The sequence below is a fragment of the Zhouia spongiae genome (assembly GCF_022760175.1).
Classification (GTDB): Bacteria; Bacteroidota; Bacteroidia; order Flavobacteriales; family Flavobacteriaceae; genus Zhouia; species Zhouia spongiae.
The window spans coordinates 1,130,543-1,152,397 of the sequence record NZ_CP094326.1 but is presented as its reverse complement, the minus strand read 5'-3'; the positions used below and the strand labels follow the sequence as shown (position 1 = coordinate 1,152,397).

6 protein-coding genes, 1 tRNA gene and 1 pseudogene are annotated in these 21,855 nt (G+C 42.4%); all 8 read left to right on the top strand.

All coding sequences use genetic code 11. The features are described from left to right. Positions 1-18: 18 nt before the first annotated feature. The 8 genes and pseudogenes from MQE36_RS05035 to rfbB all read left to right on the top strand — a co-directional run bounded on the left by MQE36_RS05035 (position 19) and on the right by rfbB (position 21,808). Positions 19-16,011, top strand: a complete 15,993-nt coding sequence (locus tag MQE36_RS05035) for a T9SS type B sorting domain-containing protein (protein ID WP_242938082.1) — start codon at positions 19-21, stop codon at positions 16,009-16,011. Between the two features lie 102 nt (positions 16,012-16,113). Further along, positions 16,114-17,091, top strand: a complete 978-nt coding sequence (locus MQE36_RS05030; protein WP_242938081.1) for a PorP/SprF family type IX secretion system membrane protein — start codon at positions 16,114-16,116, stop codon at positions 17,089-17,091. A 543-nt stretch (positions 17,092-17,634) separates the two neighbouring features. Then, on the top strand, positions 17,635-17,991 hold the full coding sequence (folB, locus tag MQE36_RS05025; protein ID WP_242938080.1) for a dihydroneopterin aldolase: 357 nt from the start codon (positions 17,635-17,637) through the stop codon (positions 17,989-17,991). A gap of 49 nt (positions 17,992-18,040) precedes the next feature. Next, positions 18,041-18,111: transfer RNA gene (locus tag MQE36_RS05020), tRNA-Cys, on the top strand. 482 nt (positions 18,112-18,593) lie between these two features. Beyond that, entirely contained in the window at positions 18,594-20,282 is a 1,689-nt protein-coding gene (locus MQE36_RS05015; protein WP_242938079.1) for a DUF6909 family protein, read from the top strand. A gap of 53 nt (positions 20,283-20,335) precedes the next feature. Continuing rightward, complete coding sequence (locus MQE36_RS17020) at positions 20,336-20,479, top strand: hypothetical protein (protein ID WP_341461488.1); 144 nt, start codon at positions 20,336-20,338, stop codon at positions 20,477-20,479. 117 nt (positions 20,480-20,596) lie between these two features. Beyond that, a pseudogene (locus tag MQE36_RS17055) lies at positions 20,597-20,725 on the top strand (hypothetical protein); the annotation flags it as partial. A 3-nt stretch (positions 20,726-20,728) separates the two neighbouring features. Then, positions 20,729-21,808, top strand: a complete 1,080-nt coding sequence (gene rfbB, locus MQE36_RS05005) for a dTDP-glucose 4,6-dehydratase (protein WP_242938078.1) — start codon at positions 20,729-20,731, stop codon at positions 21,806-21,808. The last annotated feature ends 47 nt before the right edge of the window (positions 21,809-21,855 follow it).

The following is a 21,855-nucleotide window of genomic DNA, read 5'->3' as shown; positions in this document are numbered from 1 at the left end:
TCAATTAGCCCCGATATCATGAAACAAAACTACGCAGCCAACCCTTTACTATACTTGCTTATATTATACCTGTCGTTAAGTGCTTTTAGCAGTAATGCCCAGGTTAAGAATGATTTTGATGTCAGGTTTCAGCAAAACCTTCGTGGTGATATTATCCTGATAGGGAACAATATAGTAAACAGGGACAGTAGGAATTATGATCCGGAAGATCCATATAATGGAAGTACTGCAAATGACGATCTGAATATGCAGTATATCGATATTGACGGGGATTCCAATACTTTTAGTTCAAGTAGTGCTGGTTTAACCATCTCAAATAATGTTGGAGGATGTCCTAAAGTAGTTTATGCCGGCTTGTATTGGGGAGCTGTGTTCAAGGAATCTAACAGGAGTGGTTTTAATCAGGTGAAACTTAAAACGCCGGGAGGGAGCTATGTAGATATTACAGCAGATGAAATACTTTTTGACGGAGATGGAGATTCCGATTTTGGAGCTTATGAACCTTATGCATGTTATAAAGATATTACCGGTATCATCACTTCACTTGCCGATCCGAACGGTACTTATACCGTAGCTAATGTCAGGGCCAGTTCAGGGGATGATATTACAGGAGGTGTTTCCGGAGGATGGTCTATTGTTGTCGTATACGAAAACCCAAAAGAACCGGGGAGAAAGATCACTACTTTCGACGGGTATGCCGGGATTAAAAGTGGAGAAACCCTGGATAATCTGGATATTCAGGGATTCCAGACATTACCTTCGCCCCAACCCGTAAGGGCTAAAATGGGCGTTATGGTGCTTGAAGGAGATAGGGGGATTAGCGGAGATCAGTTACGTATCGATGCCGGAAATGGTTTTTACAATCTGAGTGATGCAGTAAACCCGTCAAATAATTTTTTTAACGGGAGTATTTCCAGGGGGGGAGCATTGCTCACCGACCGGAACCCGAATAGCGAAAATACCCTTGGATGGGATGTCGACCTGCTTAGCATTAATAACAGTAATAACGGAGTTATTCCCAATGGGGCAACCAGTGCAACCCTAAGGGCTATATCTACCCAGGATAAATACGATATTTTCTTTACTTCCTTTGATGTTGAGATTATAGGCCCGGAGATCGTTCTTTTAAAAAATGTTCAAGATCAGTCGGGAACGGATATAGAAGGGCAGGACGTGCATTTTGGAGATTTAATCGACTATGTGCTTACTTTCAGAAACGACGGGAACGACGATGCTGTAGGGTATACGATCAGGGATGTACTCCCTACCAATGTGATTTTTCAAAGTATAGATCTTTCAGGGATTCCGGGAGCTACATATTCATATGATGCCAATACCCGTGAACTAATAATACAGATCCCTGATCAATATGTTACCAAAAAGCAAGATGGAGAAGAACAAGGGGTCGAATATGATATTCGGATCGATGTTCAGGTAGTAGAAGATTGTAGCGAGTTACGCGATGCCTGTTCAAACGAAATAAAAAACCAGGCCTATTCTTCATATAGTGGCGAATTGAATGATGCTCCGGTAACCGATGATCCCAGTTATTCAGATTATGTGGCATGTGACTTCCCTGCCCCCGGATCGACCAACTTTTTGGTAGATATAGACGATTGTAATAAGCCGAATACCGTTGTTCTGTGTGGTAGCAGTACCGAACTTGTTGCAGGAAGCGGATTCGATACATATCAGTGGCAGAAGGATAATGGTTCCGGAACTTATGTGGATATTGCAGGGGCGAATTCTCAAACCTATACAGTTACAACTGTCGGAAACTATAAAGTGATCAAGAAAAATACCGGTGGTACCTGTTTAAGCTTTGAAGAGTTTTTCGAAGTGGAGCTCTTTAACAGCGGATTGGAAAACCCGTTATTATCCTATGCCGATGACGTAGTTACTTGCCCGGACGACGGTGACGATCTTGTGAAACTATTTTTATGTGGTGGCAATGCCAGTCGAACGATCAACACAAATATTGTTGGAGCACAATCTATTTCCTGGGAAAAAATAGATGCGGGTTGTGAAAACCTTGATATCCACGATACCTGTGCCAATAAAAACAGTACCTGCCAGTGGCATAACGTAGGGTCAGGCTCTGCCTTTACTGTTAGTGAAGCAGGTGAATACAGACTGGTGGCGCAATTCGATGGAGGATGCGTAGACCGTTTTTATTTTAATGTATATACCAATCCTTTCGACCCAACCTATGTTTCCAGGGATATTATGTGTTCTCAGCCCGGAGAAATACAGGTGAACGATGTGCCGGGTAATAATACATACGAAATCAGGTTGCTGGAAGACATAAACGGAACATACCAGCCGGTACAGGACTGGAGTTTCAATCAGACATTTGCTATAGACCATGCCGGGATTTATATCGTAGAGACCAGGCAATATAATGTAGATAATGCATGTGTGTTTACATCACAAGAAATTGGGATCAGGGAAAGGAATTTTAGCGGTACAGCAAGCACCACCGATGCCGATTGTGAAGGAAAAGGAGATATAACTGTAACCATCAACGACGTAGACCCTGTATATTATTTTGAGTTATGGCAGGGAACAACTCTTATAGCCAGCGCTGAAGGGCATACCATAGCCGAAAAACAACATGTTTTTGAAGATCAGAATGCCGGGACATATACGGTAAAAGCCTTTACGCAGAAACCATCGGCAGACGGGAGTACGCAGGAAGTGAACTGTTATTTTGAAAGAGAAGTGACCATAGATCCGTACGATCTCGATATAGAAGCAAGACTTATCGAAAATATAACCTGTAACGATGGGTTAATAGAAGTTAGTTCGTCAGGAGGTACCGGAACACATGCTTATGCCATTTTGCAATATATACCCGGTACCGGTGCAACGGCACCGGCCGTAAACTACGGTGATGCAAATAACATTCCGGCCGGTAATTATCAGCAGGAAAACGAATTTACCTTTCAACCCGGAGAACAGGGCACCTATATTTTTGTAGTGGTAGATGGGAATAACTGTAGCGTGTCCTCGCAGGAAATAACAATAGAATACGCTTCACCTATAGCATGGACCTGGAGTAAAACAGATCTAAGTTGTTTTCAATCGAACGACGGAAGTATAACGGTAAACCATACGACACCTACAACACCTTATATTTTAAGTTACGTTCTGGAAAAACCCGACGGTACCACGGTGAATTCCCAGACAGGGGAATTTACGGGCCTAAGTGCCGGTGTAAATTATGAAGTAACAGTAACACAAACATATGGCGACCAAACCTGTACTTCTTCTGAAACGGTTACGATTACAGAACCCGATCGTTTAACGGCTTCTGCAGGAGTGTCCAAACTTCCGGGTTGTGATTCCAACGATGAAACACTGGCAGAGGTGCGCATTACCAATCCGTTGGGAGGTACACCGCCTTATGAATACAGTTTTGACGGTGGAACATCCTACAGTAACAATCCTGTAGGGTATCTGTCTGCCGATACTCATACGTTGTTCATTAAAGACAGCAGAAATTGTATATTCCCGATGGAAATAGAAATTCCGGACCTGCCGGAAGCACCAACGGCCGATGTGGTTTATACCTATAATTGCGACGGAACAGGAAACATTGTCCTTACCCCTAGCATCCCTGAGTATGAGTACACCTACGATGTGAACGGAACACCTTCAGGTACCGGAAGCAGCTTAACGGTAAATGATCTGGCAGACGGCGAACATACCATTACCATACATTATAACAACCCGAATTATGTAACCTATTCCAACCTGTTAAAAGAAGATTTTGGCGCAGGAGCCAATACCACCAGCCCGAACATAGGCTCGGTATATTGCTATGAATCACAAAGCATGGCAGCTCCTAATAGTTGCGACCCTCAAGGAATAAATAATGTACAATTAAACGACGGGGAGTATTCAGTAACTTCGCGTATAGCCTATCCCCACGGAACCTGGCGTTCACCTAACGATCATGCCGGACAGGCAAACGGAAGGTTTATGGCCATAAATGTAGGCGATGTGGCCGGGCCTAATGGGGTGATATTCACTCAAAGTGTTCAGGATGTTATTCCAAATCAGGACATTATAATATCTCTCAATGCCTTTAACCTGTTGCGTACAGGCACGTCGGGGGCAGACCCCTATGTGGTGGTTCAATTGGTGGGCAGTAGCGGGGTTATAGCAGAAACATCTACGAGTGAAATACCAAAAAATAATAATGCTGACGACTGGCACGAGTATACCGTAAACCTAAACCCGGGAAATAATACGGCTCTGGATATTGTTATCAGAACCCAAAGTACAGTAATAAGTGGCAACGACATAGCTATAGATGATATCCATGCTTATCAGGTTCCGGAAAAGTGTGATCTTACGGTTGATATTCCTGTTACAATAAACGGAAAAGTTTTTACAGCCGAACCAATAGATGTTAGCCCGGTTAGCTGTAACGGGGGCAATGACGGTGCCATAGAATTCAGTATTAGCAATTTTGATGCTGCCCAGGGGTTTGAATATTCCATAGACGGCACCACCTGGTATACAGCAACAAGCTCTCCGGTAACGATAAACAATTCAGTGACCCCGATAACAGCAGGGACTTATACGGTCTATGTAAGGGATTTAAGAGATACGGCAAACTGTACCGCCCAATTCGATGTTGAAGTAACAGCTCCGGAGCCGGTAACGGTTTCGGCAGAGGTAACGCAGGAAATGACATGCAGCAATAGTTATACGGCTATTATCACGGCTAATGCCGGGGGAGGCATAGGAAACTATGAATATCAGCTGGAAGACACTGCCGGGAATCCGATTGCAGGATATGATTATAATAATAATGGCAGTAATAATGTCTTCACAATTACAGGGGCTGCCAATGCGGGTAGTTATGTAGTTCGTGCTAAAGACGCTAACGATTGCGCTGCTCCTGCTGCCGCCTCAGTAACAATAGCTGCTCCGGAGGCCATAGACTTTGGTTTGTCCGCAACAGATTGCTATAATGTCGGTCTCAACAATGGTACAATCACAGTAACAGTAACTTCCGGAAACGGTGACTACCAGTTCAGCCTCGATGGATCTACCTGGTTCAATCCCAATACGGCAGCACCAGATGAATATACCTTCAACAACTTAACTCCGGACACTTACGACGTATATGTAAAGGATGGTTATGGATGTGAAGCTACAAAGCAGATTACCATTAACAAACAGATAACGGCCTCAGTAACGGCACAGACCAACATTTCATGTTCAGGGAATACGGACGGTGAAGCTACCATCACGGTAAATGATTTTCAGGGGTCGTATAGTTATACAGTAGCTGGAGGAACTCCGGTTACCGGTCAGAATAGCGGAACTATTGCGTTAACCGCATTAACCTCCGGAACACATACCGTAGTGATTACTGACGAAAACTCCTGTTCAACAACAGTTACCATAGATATAGAAGAACCACAGGCTGCTTTGAACGCTACATTAGATGTAACGCCTATGTCGTGTTCTACGCCTTCAGGAAGCGTTGTTATAACGGCTACTGCCGGATGGGGAGGATATCAATATACAATAGCATATCCTGACGGTACAACACAAGGGCCACAGTCAACGAATACATTTAACGGACTCACCCAGACAGGAACATACACTGTTACGGTTACTGATGCAGGAGGTTGTTCTGTCGACCGTACTTTTGATCTGCAACCGGCTACTTCACCAGCATTGACACTGGCAGGTAGCGGGTGTTACGACGGCACTGATAATGTTACTATTACTGCAACAGCTACAGGAGGAACAGCTCCCTACGAATACAGTATTAACGGAGGTGCCTTTGGTACGACAAATACGTTTAGCGTAGGTGCCGGGACATATACGGTGACCGTACGCGATGATTTAGATTGTACCGATACGCAGCAAATAATTATTGATAATGAGTTAACAATAGCTGCTGTAGCAGGGATAATCCCGGCTTGTGGATCGCCTGCAAGTACCGATATTACAATTACTGCCGGCGGCGGTGATGGTAGTTATGTATACAGTATAGATGGCACCAATTTCCAGGCAGGAAATACATTTACAGTAACTACAACCGGAACTTATGATGTGTACGTAAGGGATAACAATGGCAATGTTGAATACTGTGAGGCAACGACTCAGGTTGTTATAGGCCAGGATGCCCCGGTAGATTTTACGGAAGCGCATACCGATGTTACTTGTTTCGGAGATACTAATGGCTCCATTACATTAACAGGCAGTGGAGGAACCGCACCATACACGTATCGTATTGTAAATGCAATTGCAGGGATAGATATTACCAATACCACAGGAGGGTTTGGTAATTTGCCGGCAGGCACTTATAATGTTACGGTAACCGATAATAACGGATGTCCCGATACAGCTACCATTACAATTAATCAGCCGGGTCAATTAGGTGCTGATGTGAGTGCTACGGCCTATACCTGTTCTGCTGAGTCCCAGATTACGATAGCGAATGTTACCGGAGGCTCCGGAACTTATCAGTATAGCATAGATGGGCAGACCGGGTGGTTACCAGCCGGAGGAACTACTGCTACAAACTATACCTTTACCCCTACTTTTACAAATGGCACATATACGGTTCGCGTAAGGGATTTTAACACCACTACGTGTAGTTTCGATACACCTGTAATCATCGATCCACTTCCTGTAGAACCAATATTAAGTACATCCATTATTTATAGTTGTGACGGTTCGGGTAATTTAACAGTTACTGCGGTACCAGCCGGTACTTATGAGTATCAGTTGGAAGACACTGCCGGGAATCCGATTGCAGGATACGAATACGCAACTCAGGGAAATAATAATGTTTTTGCCAATGTTGCAGTTGGAAATTATGTCATACGTGTAAATTACGGTACCGGAAATGCCGCTTTAGGAACGACCTGTACAACAACGGTTCCTGCAAATGTAGCCGCCGGATTCGAGTTCATGGCTTCAATTACGGCAAGTACCCATGTAAGCTGTCATGGAGGATCTGATGGAAGTATTACATTTGAGGTTGAAAATTTTGGCGCCGGTGGTTTCGAATACGATATCAATGGCGCCGGATATGTAAACACAGCTACTACCTCTCCTGAAACGATTACAGGATTAACCGCAGGAGATTATACAATTACTGTCAGAGATGTCGATAATCCTATAGCCGGGTGTACCGTTGTGCTGACCCAAACGATCACAGAGCCTGCATTATTAGGGGTTACCGCTATGTTGAACTCTCCTTTAACTTGTACTACAGGGGCCTCTATTACCGCATCTGCTTATGGGGGTACAGCGGCTTATCATTACCAACTGGAAGACAGTAACGGCATTGTAGCCGGATACGATTTCGCTGCTAACGGCACGAATACGACCTTTACAAACCTCCCGGCCGAAACCTATAATATCAGGGTAAGGGACGCCAATAGCTGTGAGGCTTTAACGGCTGCCCCGGTGGTTATTAACGCAGCGGTCTCCCCTTCAGTGACACTAAATGCTACAGCTTGTTATACGGGCAATAACGATGGAACGATTACTGCAAATGTATCTGGAAACAACGGGAATTTAATGTTCAGAATTAATGGTGGTGCCTGGATAACCCCGACACCGGCAACCGCAACAACCCATACCTTTACCGATTTGGTCAATGGTAGTTATACGGTTGAAGTGAGGGATGCATACGGATGTGTAGACTCAGAAACCATCAACATTAATCCGGAAATCACGGCAACTGTAGCTGTTGACCATTTAACCAGCTGTTCCGACGGACAGATCACCGTAACGGCAAGCGGAGGAATAGGCACACTGCAATATGCTTTTGTGTCAACCGGAACAACTGTAACCGTAGCTGATTTCAGTACTGCGAATACCTTTACGGTTACTACCGGGAATGATGGTATTTACGATGTGTATGTATGGGATAATAATGCAAACGATCCGCATTGTGAATATATGGAAACGGTTACTGTAAACCCGGCTACTCCTTTAACGATTACAGCCGTGCCTGCCGATCCTGAATGCCATGATGGTACCGGACAAATAACTATAACGGTAACTTCAGGGATGGCACCTTATACCTATCAAATAATAGATCTGGATAATGGAGGTGCTGCCAATGAAACAACGAATAATGTTATTAATAACACCAAAACCTATTATAACCTTGCTCCGGGGAATTATACCATTAATGTTACCGATGCCACCGGATGTACGGTAACCGATACCCCGGTAACTATTAACAATCCTGAAGAGTTAACAGCAGATGTTGTCGGTGTAACACCAAGTTCATGTTCAGGAGATCCTAATTTGTTCGGATTGCGATTTGAAAACTATCCTACAACGCTCGGAACTATTGAGTTTAGTATCGATGGTGGTAATACATGGATCGGTGATAATTCAAATCCGGGAGTCACTGATCAATTAACGGGATATGTATCAGGTACAACCGTAAATCCATCTATGAGAACGGTTGACGGATCCGGGAATACCGTTTGTCAAACAGACTTCCCTCCATTTGTAATACCATACCCTCTTGATGATTTGGATATTACCATTCATGCTATTGTGGTAAATTGTAACGAACTACAAGTTTCTGTACAAGGTAGTGAAGGCTCACCCGATTATGTTTATGCTTATACCGATGATCCGGCCAGTTTTAATCCTGCTACTGCAACCTGGACGAGTCCGGCTCAAGATGAATTTACGCCATATGTGTTTACAGGCCTGGTGCCCGGTAGGACCTATGTGTTCTATGTACAGGATGCAGTAGGTTGTGTAAGGCAGAGTAATGTGAATGTTAACGACTTGATTACCGTACCTTTAGAAATAACATCTACTTATACTCCTTCGTGTTTCGGTGCTAATAACGGAACGATAACCTACACAGTAACCGATAATGAATTACCTTTTGGGAATGAATTTAGATGGGAAGTTTTTGACATGAGTTCTGGAACTCCTGTTCCTGTAACCAATAGCGGAGGGAATCAACCGTATGCATCCCCTCAAGATATAACCGTTACAGGCTTAGCTCCTGGGAATTATTTTATACAGGTAACTGAAGTAGACGGAGGAATAGACTCGTGTGTAGGAGCAACCGAGAACCTCTTCTTAGATGAATTAGATGATATTACAGGAACCCCTGTAGCAATCAGGGATATTACCTGTGATACGCCCGGACTGGTACAAATAAACAATATAACAGGTGGCGGGGGTACCTACCACTACACTTTAACCAGCCCGGACTTCGTTGCACCGATAAGCAATACGACCGATAACCCTATAGAAGTTCCGATTTCACAGATCAATACTCCTAACCCATCTTCTATAACAGTAACCGTAAGCGTAGAAGACCAATACGGATGTCCTAAGAACCTTGGAGACGTAATATTAAATATTGCCCAGCCTCCGGTTATTACGTCTGTTGATGTCGATAATTGTGCTGTTTCTCATACCGTAACTATCAATGCCACAGCCAGTGGAGGTGCTACGTTGTTATATTCTATAGATAATGGGGTTACGTATGTCGATAATGGCGGGGTATTTACCAATGTAGCGGCAGGGACATACGATGTTTCTGTTATAGACAGCAATGGCTGTACCGCTACAAGCTCGGTAACCGTATACCCTACTTTAGAAGCTTCTGTTTTATTGACAAAGCTTATTGATTGTTCGATCTCTCCTGATGCGGAAATCACTATCGAGGTATTAAATGGTTCAGGCAGTTACGATTACGAGATTACCAATGGTTTAGGTACTGTAGTTTTAAGACAGGCATTGCCTGGAAATCCTTTTGATGCCGTGATTACAGTTCCTGAAACCTATACGGTTACTATTTACGATAACAATACCACAACACCAGAGTGTAAAAAGGAATTTACCATAGAGGTTCCAAATAGGTTAGAGCCTGTTATAGCGGTTAACCATTCCACCGACGAAACCTGTTTTGGTGCCGATAATGGTACTGTTTCGGTTTCAGTGCCCGATAATGGAACCGGACCTTTTACCTTTGAAATTGTTTCAGCAGCCGGAGCCACCAATCCTATAACGTTGCCTATAGCACCAACCAGTTCAGGTGCAACAACGGCAACCTTTACCGGTTTAGACGGAACAGGAGCTTCGGGAGTAACCTATACCATTCAGGTTACAGCAGCCAACGGATGCCAGGATACCGAAACAGTCACCATTAATGAACCTGCCATAATTGTGCCCGATGTATCGGTTTCTCAATTTGGTTGTGCAACTGGAAACAATGTAAGCAATGCTGTGATTACTATAGATCCTTCGGCAACAACAGGAGGAAGCGGTACTTATACCATCTTTGAGTTTGTTGAAGACGTTTCGGGCAATACAGTTCAAAGAGGCACAAATACAAGTTATACCGTTACCAACCTTACAGGTGGCAGTTATACTGTTAACGTATACGATGATAATAACTGTGTTGGTAGTGAAACAGTTACCATCGATCCGTATAACCAAATAAATGTTTCTGCAATACCAACCAACCCTACTTGTATGCCGGGGAATGACGGAGAAGTACAAATAGATGTTACATTTGGTTTAGGGCTTGGAAGCACCAATATACGATATGACATTGTTGGATTGGATGTAGCATATAACGATACCTTTACAGCAAATGTCGCTACTCATACTTTTACAGGTTTAGGAATTGGTACTTACCAGGTAACGGCAACAAATACAACTACAGGGTGTTTGGTACAAAATACGGTTGAATTAACAGACCCGAATACCTTTACCATAAGCACTAATATTATAAATGACGTGGATTGTTTCGGAACCAGTACCGGTGCCGTTACGTTCTCGATTGCCGATGCGGTTTATAGCGGTGGTTTCGATTATCAGGTGTTTGAACAACTTACCAACAATCCGGTAACCGGCCTGGCCACTCATCCGGATATGGGTCCTACGCCTGTGGTTAACTTACCGGTAGGTGACTACTATGTGGTGATCTCCCAAAGTAGTGCTCCTGCCTGTAGCAAGCAGCAAAACTTCAGTATTTCAGGGCCTGATTCTGTGTTAAATGCCACAGCTCAGGCAAGCCCGATCACTTGTGCCGGTAATGACGGCATTATAGAAATCACAGCTAGTGGCGGTTGGGGCAATTACAGCTACTATGTGTCTGCAACAGACATTGCCGACCCAACAGATGAAACTTTGTACACTGCCGGTCAGGCACGTTGGGAAGGATTGGCTCCGGGTACTTATTACATTTATGTAATGGATGGAAATGGCTGTTATACAAGTTTAGGAACAGAGCTTCTTGAAGATCCCCTGCCTATTACAGCCGATATCATCGCCAGCAATGCCAATTGCGATGGTAATAATGGTGAGATTACAGTAAATAACATCGCCGGCGGACAAGGAAGTAATTATACCATACAGCTGATAAAAGACGGTGTAAACCTCGGCGCACCAAAAACGGGAATGAGTGCCGTATTTACAGGGCTTGGAGCCGGGGATTATACGGTTACAATTAGTGACCAGTGGAGTTGTAATGAAAACTTCAATAGTCCAGTCACTTTATACGACGTCTTTACGTTGAGTTATAATATCGATAAACAGATTTCCTGTGCGGCTCCGGTAGGCGGACAAATCACAATTACAGCTACCGGTGGTTCGGGGAACTTTGACTATAGTATAGACTATGCCGCTGCAACCCAGACAGGGAATGTCTTTACCGATCTGGATGCCGTAAGAACGTATACCTTCACTGTTGAAGATACAACTACAGGTTGTATAGAAACCATTGAGGCCGATCTTGAAGCTCCTGTTGTTCCGGTTATCGATACTATAGAAGCCACCAATGTTACCTGTGTTGGAAGCGATGGTACAGTAACAGTGACCCTCGACCCTGCAACAGAAACCGATCCTCCTTATGTATATGAGTTGAGCCAGGGAGGTACTCCGGTTCAAACAAATAACGACGGAATCTTTACGGGGCTCGATGCAGGAACCTATGATGTTAGCGTTAGCTCGGCCCTAGGTTGTACAGTAACCGGAACAGCTACAGTAGGTACCGATCCAACACCTCAGATATCACTGACAGTTACTGATAACTGCGATATAACGGGAGGCTTCGATATAACGGTCACTTTAGATCAGGCGGGTATTCCAAATGCAGACGGAAGTTATTCGTTGGTAGTTAATGGAGCAACTCGAAATGTAACTTTCGATGTTAGCAACCAATACCTGATCAGCGGACTGGCAGCCGGAACATATAACATTGAAATTATAGATGCGAATGGCTGTAGCGACAATGCGACAGACACAACGACCATTACGCCTCTCGACTTCAATGCGCAGGTTACAGCGTTGTTAGACTGCGAAACCCCGCCGGGCGGAAATGCAGCGATCACCATTTCCAATATATCAGGCTCGGGTACATATGAGTATGAGATAAACGGACCTGTAAATGTAGTTCGAACGGCTTTACCTGTTACCGGGATTACCTGGAATGGAGCAGATTCAGTAGGAGATTATGTGATAATAGTATACGATATGGAAGGGGGCTGCTCTATAACAAAAACTGTTACCGTAGCACCTGCCCTCGAACCGGACTTTACTGCGACTCCTGTCGATGCACTTTGTAACGGAGGAACCGGAAGTATTCGTGTAAATGCGATCGATAACGGTAGCGGACCGTTTACCTTCGCGATCACCGATGCTACCGATTCCAATGGCAACCCGATTACAACACCGATCCCGGCAGATGATACAACTCCTGCATATACAGCAACATTCAGCGGATTAATAGCAGGAACTTATACGATAACGGCAACCGGGGCAAACAGTTGTACAACACTCCAAACGGTAACGGTAAATGAGCCTGCGGCCATTACAGGTCTTACACTGGCTGCTGAAGAATTTGTCTGTACACCGGGCTCGAACAACAACAGTATAGCCAAAGTAACAGCCAATGGAGTTAGCGGCGGAAGCGGCAGCTATATCTATGAGTTCATATATTCCAATGGGAACCCGGCAGACGATAAGACCCAACGATCTGCCGCCAATGAGTTTTATGTATCGAATGTACTGGGAGGAACGGTAACCGTAAATGTATACGATGCCAATGCCGATGGTTGCTTTGTAACCGATACTATAAATATCGATCCGTTTGCCGGAATTACCGATATTACTGCAACCCCTGTCGACCCAACCTGTAATGGAGGCGATGGCGAAGTTGAAGTAACCGTAACCCTCGATGCACCTATAGGAAACGCAGCACTGCAATACAACATAAGCAATGCCGATGGTTCATACACCGATGCTGTTACATTAAACAATACAGATGCAAGCCCGACAGACCATACGTTCTCAGGTCTCGATTTCGGACATTATATCATAACGGTAACCAACACCAATACAGGTTGCGAATTATCAACGACAACCGAATTAAAAGACCCGAATACCTTCGATATCGAAGTGGTCAAACACCAGGATGTATTGTGCCATGGTACCGAAACCGGCATAGTAGATATAAACATGATAGATGCTTCCTATAGTGGCGGATTTACCTGGGAAATATTCAATGCGGCAAATGATGCCCCTGTTAAATCAGGAACCGAAGCTGCCCATACAAATATCAACCTGTTTGCAGGAGCCTACTATGTGGTAGTAAATCAAACCGGTACGCCATTCTGCGAGAACAGGAGCTACTTCAGCATCAATCAGTCGGCAACGCCAATGAATATCAAGGTAGAAGCATCGCAATACCTTACCTGTACAGACCCTGGTGAAATTACAGTTACCGCTACCGGTGGGTATGGGTTCTATGAATACGCTTTGGTAGTACAAGGAACAACCCCTGCCCCGTCAGATTATGGTTCGGCTAATATCTTCCCGAACATAAGTGCAGGCAGCTATGAGGTATTCGTAAGAGATGCCGGTGGTTGTATAGCGTCAGATGTCATTACATTCGTACAGCCGGATCCGATTACCGCAACAGTAAGTGCATCCGATAACTTCTGTTTTGATGACTATGCCGGAACTATTACAGTTCAGAATATCCAGGGAGGAAGACCTGCTGTAGACAGCAATGCATCGTACCTGTATACACTGAGCTTTACAGATGCATCAGGGAATGTCCTGTCGCAATTCCCGCCGCAAACATCACCTGTATTTGAGTTTCTGCCTACAGGTTATTATACCGTAACGGTTTCTGATGGCTGGGGATGTGATTTTATTTCAGGCCGGGTATTTATCGATGAGCCTCAGGAGATGGATATAAGTCTTGTAATAACCGACAGATTAACCTGTGCCGGAAATAATGCAGGATTAGAACTTAGGGTTACCGGAGGAACAGCGCCATACGCATATAGTACGGACAGATCGGGGACTTTCATTCCTTTTAGTGGTAATTCAGCTACGATCTCAGGTCTTGGCGAAGGACAGTATTCATATTATGTTCAAGACGGTAACGGTTGTATTTCACAGGTATCTAATACGATTACTATAGACCCTGTTCCTGAACTTAAGCTTGATGCTGAAATTACTACTGACGTAAATTGCTTCGGACACGCAACAGGCTATGTAAGAGTAAAAGCAACAGGCGGATTAGGAAGGTATATGTATTCATTGTACAACAGCAGTGACGATCAGTTAGTGTCACCGCAGGCAGCCAATTATTTCGAGGGATTAAAAGCCGGCGACTACTATGTGGTGGTCGAAAGTGAAGATTGTCAGACAAGGACAGATATTCAGATAAAAGACGGTAATGAATTACGCCTTAAAACACCGGTTGTTCAGAATCCTTTATGTGTCGATGGCTATGGAGCTATCAATGTCGGGCTTGAAGGAGGTACAGGAGTATATAAATATGCGATTTCTCCGAATCTTGATCAGTTTTTTGACGAAGGAGACTTTACAGAATTATTACCGGGAGACTATACGGTGATCGCCCAGGATAGTAAAGGATGCGAACCATATGTACTCGATTTCAGGATTGAAGCCCCTGATCCTTTGGTGATGGCTACCCAGGCAGTAGTACACGAAAGCTGTTCCGGAGAAAATGACGGATATATAGAAATTAATGTTAGCGGAGGAACCGCCCCTTATTATACAAGCCTGAACTCGCAGGATAATAACGACTTTGTACAAGATCAATATATATTTAATAATCTGGAAGGAGGCAAATCGCACATCATCTTTGTACGCGATGCCAATGGATGTGAGATTAATTTGGTGGTGCCTGTTGAAGCAGGTCCTGACCTGAGAGCCGAAATCGAAGTTGTTGAAGAATGTGTTGATAATGCTGCGCAAAACCGCGTGGAGGTAACGTTGCTAAACCAGTCTGGTATTACGCCCGACGATGTGTTGTATGCCTTGAATTCGGCCGATATTAATCAGGCCGTAGCATTTGATTATACAGACGGTCAGAGAGGAATCATAGAAAACGTCGCTCCGGGAGCAGATCAGTACATAACATTGTTCTATGAGGCCTGTGCCAAAATGATTGCCGATGATCAGCGTTTTACGGTTCATCAGATTGATCAGGTAACAGTTGTTGATGCTTCCGATCCGAATATAATGAACCTGATAGAAGTAAATGCATCAGGCGGAGTGCCACCTTATACGTATTATTTTAACGATAAGAATCAGGGCAGTGACAATACCTATTATGTAAGCAATACAGACCCCGGTTACACAGATGCATCCGGCGCTGAGATTAAACAGATCAGGGTGGTGGTGACAGACGCTTTAGGATGTAGCCATGAAATACTGGCAGAAAAAGAGTTTATAGATATCGATATCCCTGACCACTTTACGCCTAATGGAGATAATTATAACGATACCTGGGGGCCTGACAATGATGAAGGTTTCCCTGAGATCCGTACCAGGATTTATGACCGTTACGGAAGAATGGTTGCCGAGGTTCGTGTTGGTGAAAAATGGGACGGAAGATACAATGGTTCGCCGTTACCAACCGGAGATTACTGGTATGTAATGAAGTTGGAAGGAAGTGATGAACGTGAGTTCATGGGGCATTTCACCTTATTAAGATAACTCTGATTATAGAAGGCTCATTAAAATAGAATAGCAATAATTTTTTAAACGAAACAATTAGCCCCGTTATTGATTAATAAAGAATTATAAAAACTAAAACTAGTGAAACAAGTTGTAACCTATTTATGCAGTATTTTTTGTGTTTTGATGTCTGTTTATCAATCAAAAGCACAAGAAATAACATTGCCGCCATACACACAATATTTAGCAGATAACCCTTTTATCTTATCCCCGACATTTGCGGGTATTGGAGATCATATCCGAACCCGGCTAAATGGAGTCACCCAATGGGTAGGGGTTAAAGACGCTCCCGATACACAGTCTCTGGCGATAGATATGCGGGTAGGCAACCGATCGGGTATAGGAGCTACTTTATTCAATGACAGAAACGGTTTCACCCATACCCGCGGAGCAAAATTGTCGTTTGCTCATCACCTCACATTCGATGCTTTTGAAAACCATTTTATGTCGTTCGGACTTTCTTATAATTTTAATCAGTTTCGGATCGATACGGAAACCTTCGACCCTAACGACCCTGCGGTTAATGATAGAAAGACAAACAACCACAACTTCGATGTGGGCTTTTTATATCGTTTACAAGACTTTTATTTTAGTTTGAATGCATCGAACCTTCTGAATAAAGATCTCGACTTATTCGCCATTAATGAGCCTAATGCATTAAGGAATTACTATATCTATTCAGGGTATAAGTGGAGACCCCACAGAACCAGTAAATTTGAGATCGAACCATCTGTTTTCCTCCAACTGTTCGAAAGTGACGGACGATCAAACACAGACTTTAACGTTCGCTTCAGACAATACGACCTTGAGAATAGCTATTGGGCGGCAATCTCATACCGATTCTTAAACGACCAGTTTTTAGACCCTTTGAATATTACGCCAATGGTTGGTCTTAATATTAAAAATTTCTTTTTTGCTTACGGATATCAGGTAACCCTTAATGAATTGATAGGGTATAACTCAGGAACACACATGATAACCATCGGATTCGACTTCTTCCAAGGAATAAGCGAATGTCCGTGTACACAGAAAAAAGGAAGCGCTTCTAAGGTTTTTTAGACGATTTCCGTAACTTTTCCAAAGTACTGAACTTTGGAAAAGTTGTTTATAAAACAAATCAACTATCCTGAACCGATAAATCAATATTTTAGCATTCCTGTTAAAATTATTGTCGGGTAAAAATATTAGATTCTTTAGCTACCAGTAGGAACGACCTCAGACGGAACCTGTGAGCTCCTCTGGTGGTTTTTCATAGGAACTGGTTGTAGATAAAGGCATTGCCCTATATCAATCCGGAGATGAAGATTAAAGGAGTTGCAAAAAGCTTGGGTCACAATAGTCCCGTTATTCTTTGGATTAAATTTCGCCTTCAGTAAAACAGTTTAGCTATGGATCGGTTATTTAAATTTTTAAAGTCTCTGTTTAGAATATCGACAAAGTATACATATTTAATTAATACGAATGAAACACTTTTTTAAACAGGCTCAAATTCTAGAAACAAATCGCGCTGATACCCTGCCAACTCCATCACACCATCACAACATAACTTCCAAATTATTTATCATTAACAGATAAAAGATTAATTTTGCTTAAAAAGTCAGCGTGGGAATTATAAGAGTAACAAATATTCAGGTATATGCCTATCATGGTTGCCTGATAGAAGAAGGGAAAATAGGGAGCGACTACAGGGTAGACGTTGAAGTGAAAGCAGATTTACAGCCTTCTGCAAATAGTGATGCTTTAACAGATACCGTAGACTATGTACATGTAAACCGGATTGTTAAGCAGGAAATGGCAATCCGTTCTAAATTGCTTGAACATGTTGCTAAAAGGATCATAGAAAGGATTTTCGATGAAATAACAATAGCCGACGAAACTACTGTTCAGGTTTCAAAGATCAATCCACCTATAGGAGGAAATGTAGAGATGGTAACCATTGAAATGACTTTGAAGCGATAATTTTTGCAAATAAATAAAATAAACGCTTATATTTGTCGCCCAAAATAACGGCATCGTGGCCGAGTGGCTAGGCAGAGGTCTGCAAAACCTTGTACAGCGGTTCGAATCCGCTCGATGCCTCAGAACAAAAGCACCTTTTTCAGGTGCTTTTTTCATTTTATGAATGAAGCTTTTGTAAAAAAGTTGCGGATCAGGTAAAAGTTTTTTTGACGCCATAGGGTTTTAGCAGTTCGTTTGTATATTGCTTGTACTGGAGAAGCAGTACAGTAAACATCTGAAAAGAGAAGCTTGCTTCTAAATCAATTAAAAAGTCTGCCGATACTCCCTGTATACTTCATCGATCCCCTGCCGTACTATGGTTATCAGCCTCAATAGTCGATAAAGGGAGTAACAGATGACCGTACAGACAAATTCTCAAAATAATAGCGGGTAACCGAACAGTCAAGCCTAGATTTTTTGATTCTTTTTCATCAATGAAAAAGAATAAGTGATTGTTAAATAATGGTTTAATCGTAGTTTTCCTTCAGTTAAAATATTAGAATCATGGTTAAAAAGAAACAAATTTAGAAAAGAACTCGTATTTTTGTTTAGTAAAAATCTTTATGAATACAATTAAAGGAAGAACCCGGGCACAAGAATCTACTAACGCCATCGAACGGATGTATATAACGATGAGACATCTGTTTAACCGGGGATTTTACAAACCAACCGGCGTTTCCGGAGACACATTGCGAGAAGCATTATTGGAATTAAGGCCTGAAATATATGGCTCTGTAGCCGATGATAAAGCGGAACTTAACGGCCTTATGTATGTTTTAGACCGATTGCCCGTCGGGATTGAAGAATGCAGGTATATCAACCTTATTTCAGATGAAGGGTATAAAGAATCGCATTTTAAAGTAATTGTCCCGCCCAAGCGGCGTCGAAACTGTTATCGTGTAGACGACGAACAGATGAATATAGAAATAACCAGGGGCCGGTCGGATATCTATGATATTTTAACCCATCTTACATTTCTGTTTATTGAATCGCATAAGATCAGTAAAAATGTGCTGATCAATAAAACAGGAGAGGTTACAAGAGACTGGATTAAAATTGAGAATACAGTCGCCAGAAAGAAACTAACACTTGCTGAACGGGAGAATGCGCTCATTCACCTGTCAAATATTTTAGGGAGGACGTTCAACGAACTTCTGGAAGCTCACAAAACCTTTGCAACCAAAGACAATCCGGAGCGTTTTCTGTCTATTATTTACTGGTTAGGAAAGTTAGGGATAGAAGAAGTGATACACGGGAACAAACGTAGCATTACTTTTAGTCCGATTTTGAGAGAAAGGTTAGGACATCATATTCATGGAGAGATCTGGGCAAATACCATCAAGAAAACACTGAAAAAGCAGCAGCTTTTACACAGGCCGATTCACATTATCAGTGCTAATATGCACAGTGTGATGAATTCCATATATGCGCCGGTAGTTCTAAATAAAGAAATGACTTCAAAAGGAGCGTATGAAGTATATGGAATGTTGAGTGATCCAAAAAATGAGATCCTTAGGAATAAAGTAAAACAATATGCCGAAAAACACGGTATGATCAGTATCCCCGATACTTCCGGAACAAACATAGACGTACAGATTTTCGATACTTCAAAAATCGATTTTTCCAGGTCGCACTTTACTACACCTGACGATCGGTATAGCGATGAAGAAAAACCGGTGTTGTTTGTTATGGACTATGCCTTTGGTGAACAGGCCTACGAGACGATAGATGAACTTTTGAAACCCTATAAAGAAGGAAAGGGCAAAACACAGTACTTAAATGTGGTTTCTGTTTCCATTATGGGGAAAGCAGGGATCTTGGAAGGAAGTAAAGGAGATCTGATGATCCCGACTTCTCACATTTTTGAAGGAACCGCCGACAACTACCCTTTCCATAATGAGTTAAATATATCAGATTTTGAAGGAAATGGCCTGAAAGTGTTTGAAGGTGCTATGGTTACGGTATTGGGAACATCATTGCAAAACCGAGACCTGCTGAAATTTTTCCACGATAGTACCTGGAATGTTATAGGGTTAGAAATGGAAGGAGCACATTATCAGAAGGCTATTCAGTCTGCTTCAAAGATCAGGAAGAGTATCAGGGAAGATGTAAAGGTACGCTATGCTTATTATGCCTCTGATAATCCGTTAGAGACCGGTAGTACCTTGGCTTCCGGAGGATTAGGTATTACAGGTGTCAAGCCTACCTACCTGATCACCATTAAAATTCTGGAGCAAATATTCAACGATTAAATCCATTTGGATTGAATAGAAATCCCTCTTCTTAAGAACAATAGGATAAACAGATGAAAATTAAACCTATAAAATCAGAACAGGATTACGAGAAAGTATTAGAAAGGCTTGAAATTATCTTTGACGCAACGTCGGATACAAAAGAAGGAGATGAAGCAGAAATATTAACAATGTTAATAGATAACCATGAGAATTAATATTATCTATCCGATTGAAGCCATTAAAATTCGAATGGAAGAAATGAATCTAAAACAAAAAGGTTTGAAGCTCATCAAAGAGGTAAAGTAACTTCAACCAAACATCGAAGACCTTTTAAATTAATATATTTTGAAGGATGTATAGATCAAGAAGATGCTTTGAAACGTGAAAAGTATTTAAAAACATATTATGGGAAAATGTATTTGAGGAATCGTCTCAAATCTTATTTCACAGGCAAGAAGTAAAAGATGAATAACTCGAATATAAATAAATCAATAACGAAAAAGATCCTGATAACCGGAGGGGCGGGGTTCATTGGTTCTCATGTAGTAAGGTATTTTGTGAATACCTATCCGGACGATCTGATCTTTAACCTGGATGCACTTACCTATGCCGGTAACTTGGAGAACCTGAAGGATATCCAGGACAAATCCAATTATAAGTTTGTAAAAGGAGATATAACAGATGAAGCTTTTGTAAACCGTCTTTTTATTGAATATAAGTTTGACAGCATTATTCATCTCGCTGCCGAAAGCCATGTAGATCGATCTATAAAAGACCCGTTGGCTTTTGCGAAAACCAATATTTTGGGCACGATGGTTCTGCTGAACGCTTTTAAAGCTTTGTGGCAGCATAGCTGGGAAGGGAAAAGGTTTTACCATATCAGTACCGATGAGGTGTATGGTAGCCTGGGCGCGACAGGTTTTTTTACGGAAACCACAGCTTACGACCCAAATTCACCCTATTCTGCATCTAAAGCCAGTTCGGATCATTTTGTGCGGGCCTATGGAGAAACTTTCGGGATGCCTTATGTAATATCTAATTGTTCAAACAACTACGGACCTAATCAATTTCCGGAAAAATTAATTCCCCTGTTCATTAATAATATTATTAATAACAAGCCTCTCCCGGTATATGGAGACGGAAATTATACACGCGACTGGTTGTATGTTATGGATCATGCAGTGGCTATCGACCTTATTTATCATGAAGGAAAAAATGGAGAAACGTACAATATTGGCGGTTTCAATGAATGGAAGAATATAGATTTGGTTAAGTTACTTTGTAAATTGATGGACAAAAAACTGGGAAGAGCAAAAGGTACTTCGGAAAAATTAATCACCTTTGTTAAAGACAGACCCGGACACGATCTTCGGTATGCCATAGATGCTACAAAGATCAATAAAGAACTGGGGTGGAAACCATCCGTAACTTTCGAAGAAGGACTCGATAAGGCCATCGATTGGTACCTGGAAAATGAAGAGTGGTTAACTCATGTTACTTCGGGAGAATATCAGAAGTACTATAATAAGCAGTATGGGAAATAGTTACGATGTTATGCAGTGACCGGGTTATGAAGTTGTAAAGAACTAAA

What these genes read in the sequence shown, in the direction of transcription:
- MQE36_RS05035 (WP_242938082.1), top strand. Translation starts at nt 19, where the DNA reads ATGAAACAAAACTACGCAGCCAACCCTTTACTATACTTGCTTATATTA.
- MQE36_RS05015 (WP_242938079.1), top strand. Translation starts at nt 18,594, where the DNA reads ATGAATACAATTAAAGGAAGAACCCGGGCACAAGAATCTACTAACGCC.
- MQE36_RS17020 (WP_341461488.1), top strand. Translation starts at nt 20,336, where the DNA reads ATGAAAATTAAACCTATAAAATCAGAACAGGATTACGAGAAAGTATTA.
- rfbB (WP_242938078.1), top strand. Translation starts at nt 20,729, where the DNA reads ATGAATAACTCGAATATAAATAAATCAATAACGAAAAAGATCCTGATA.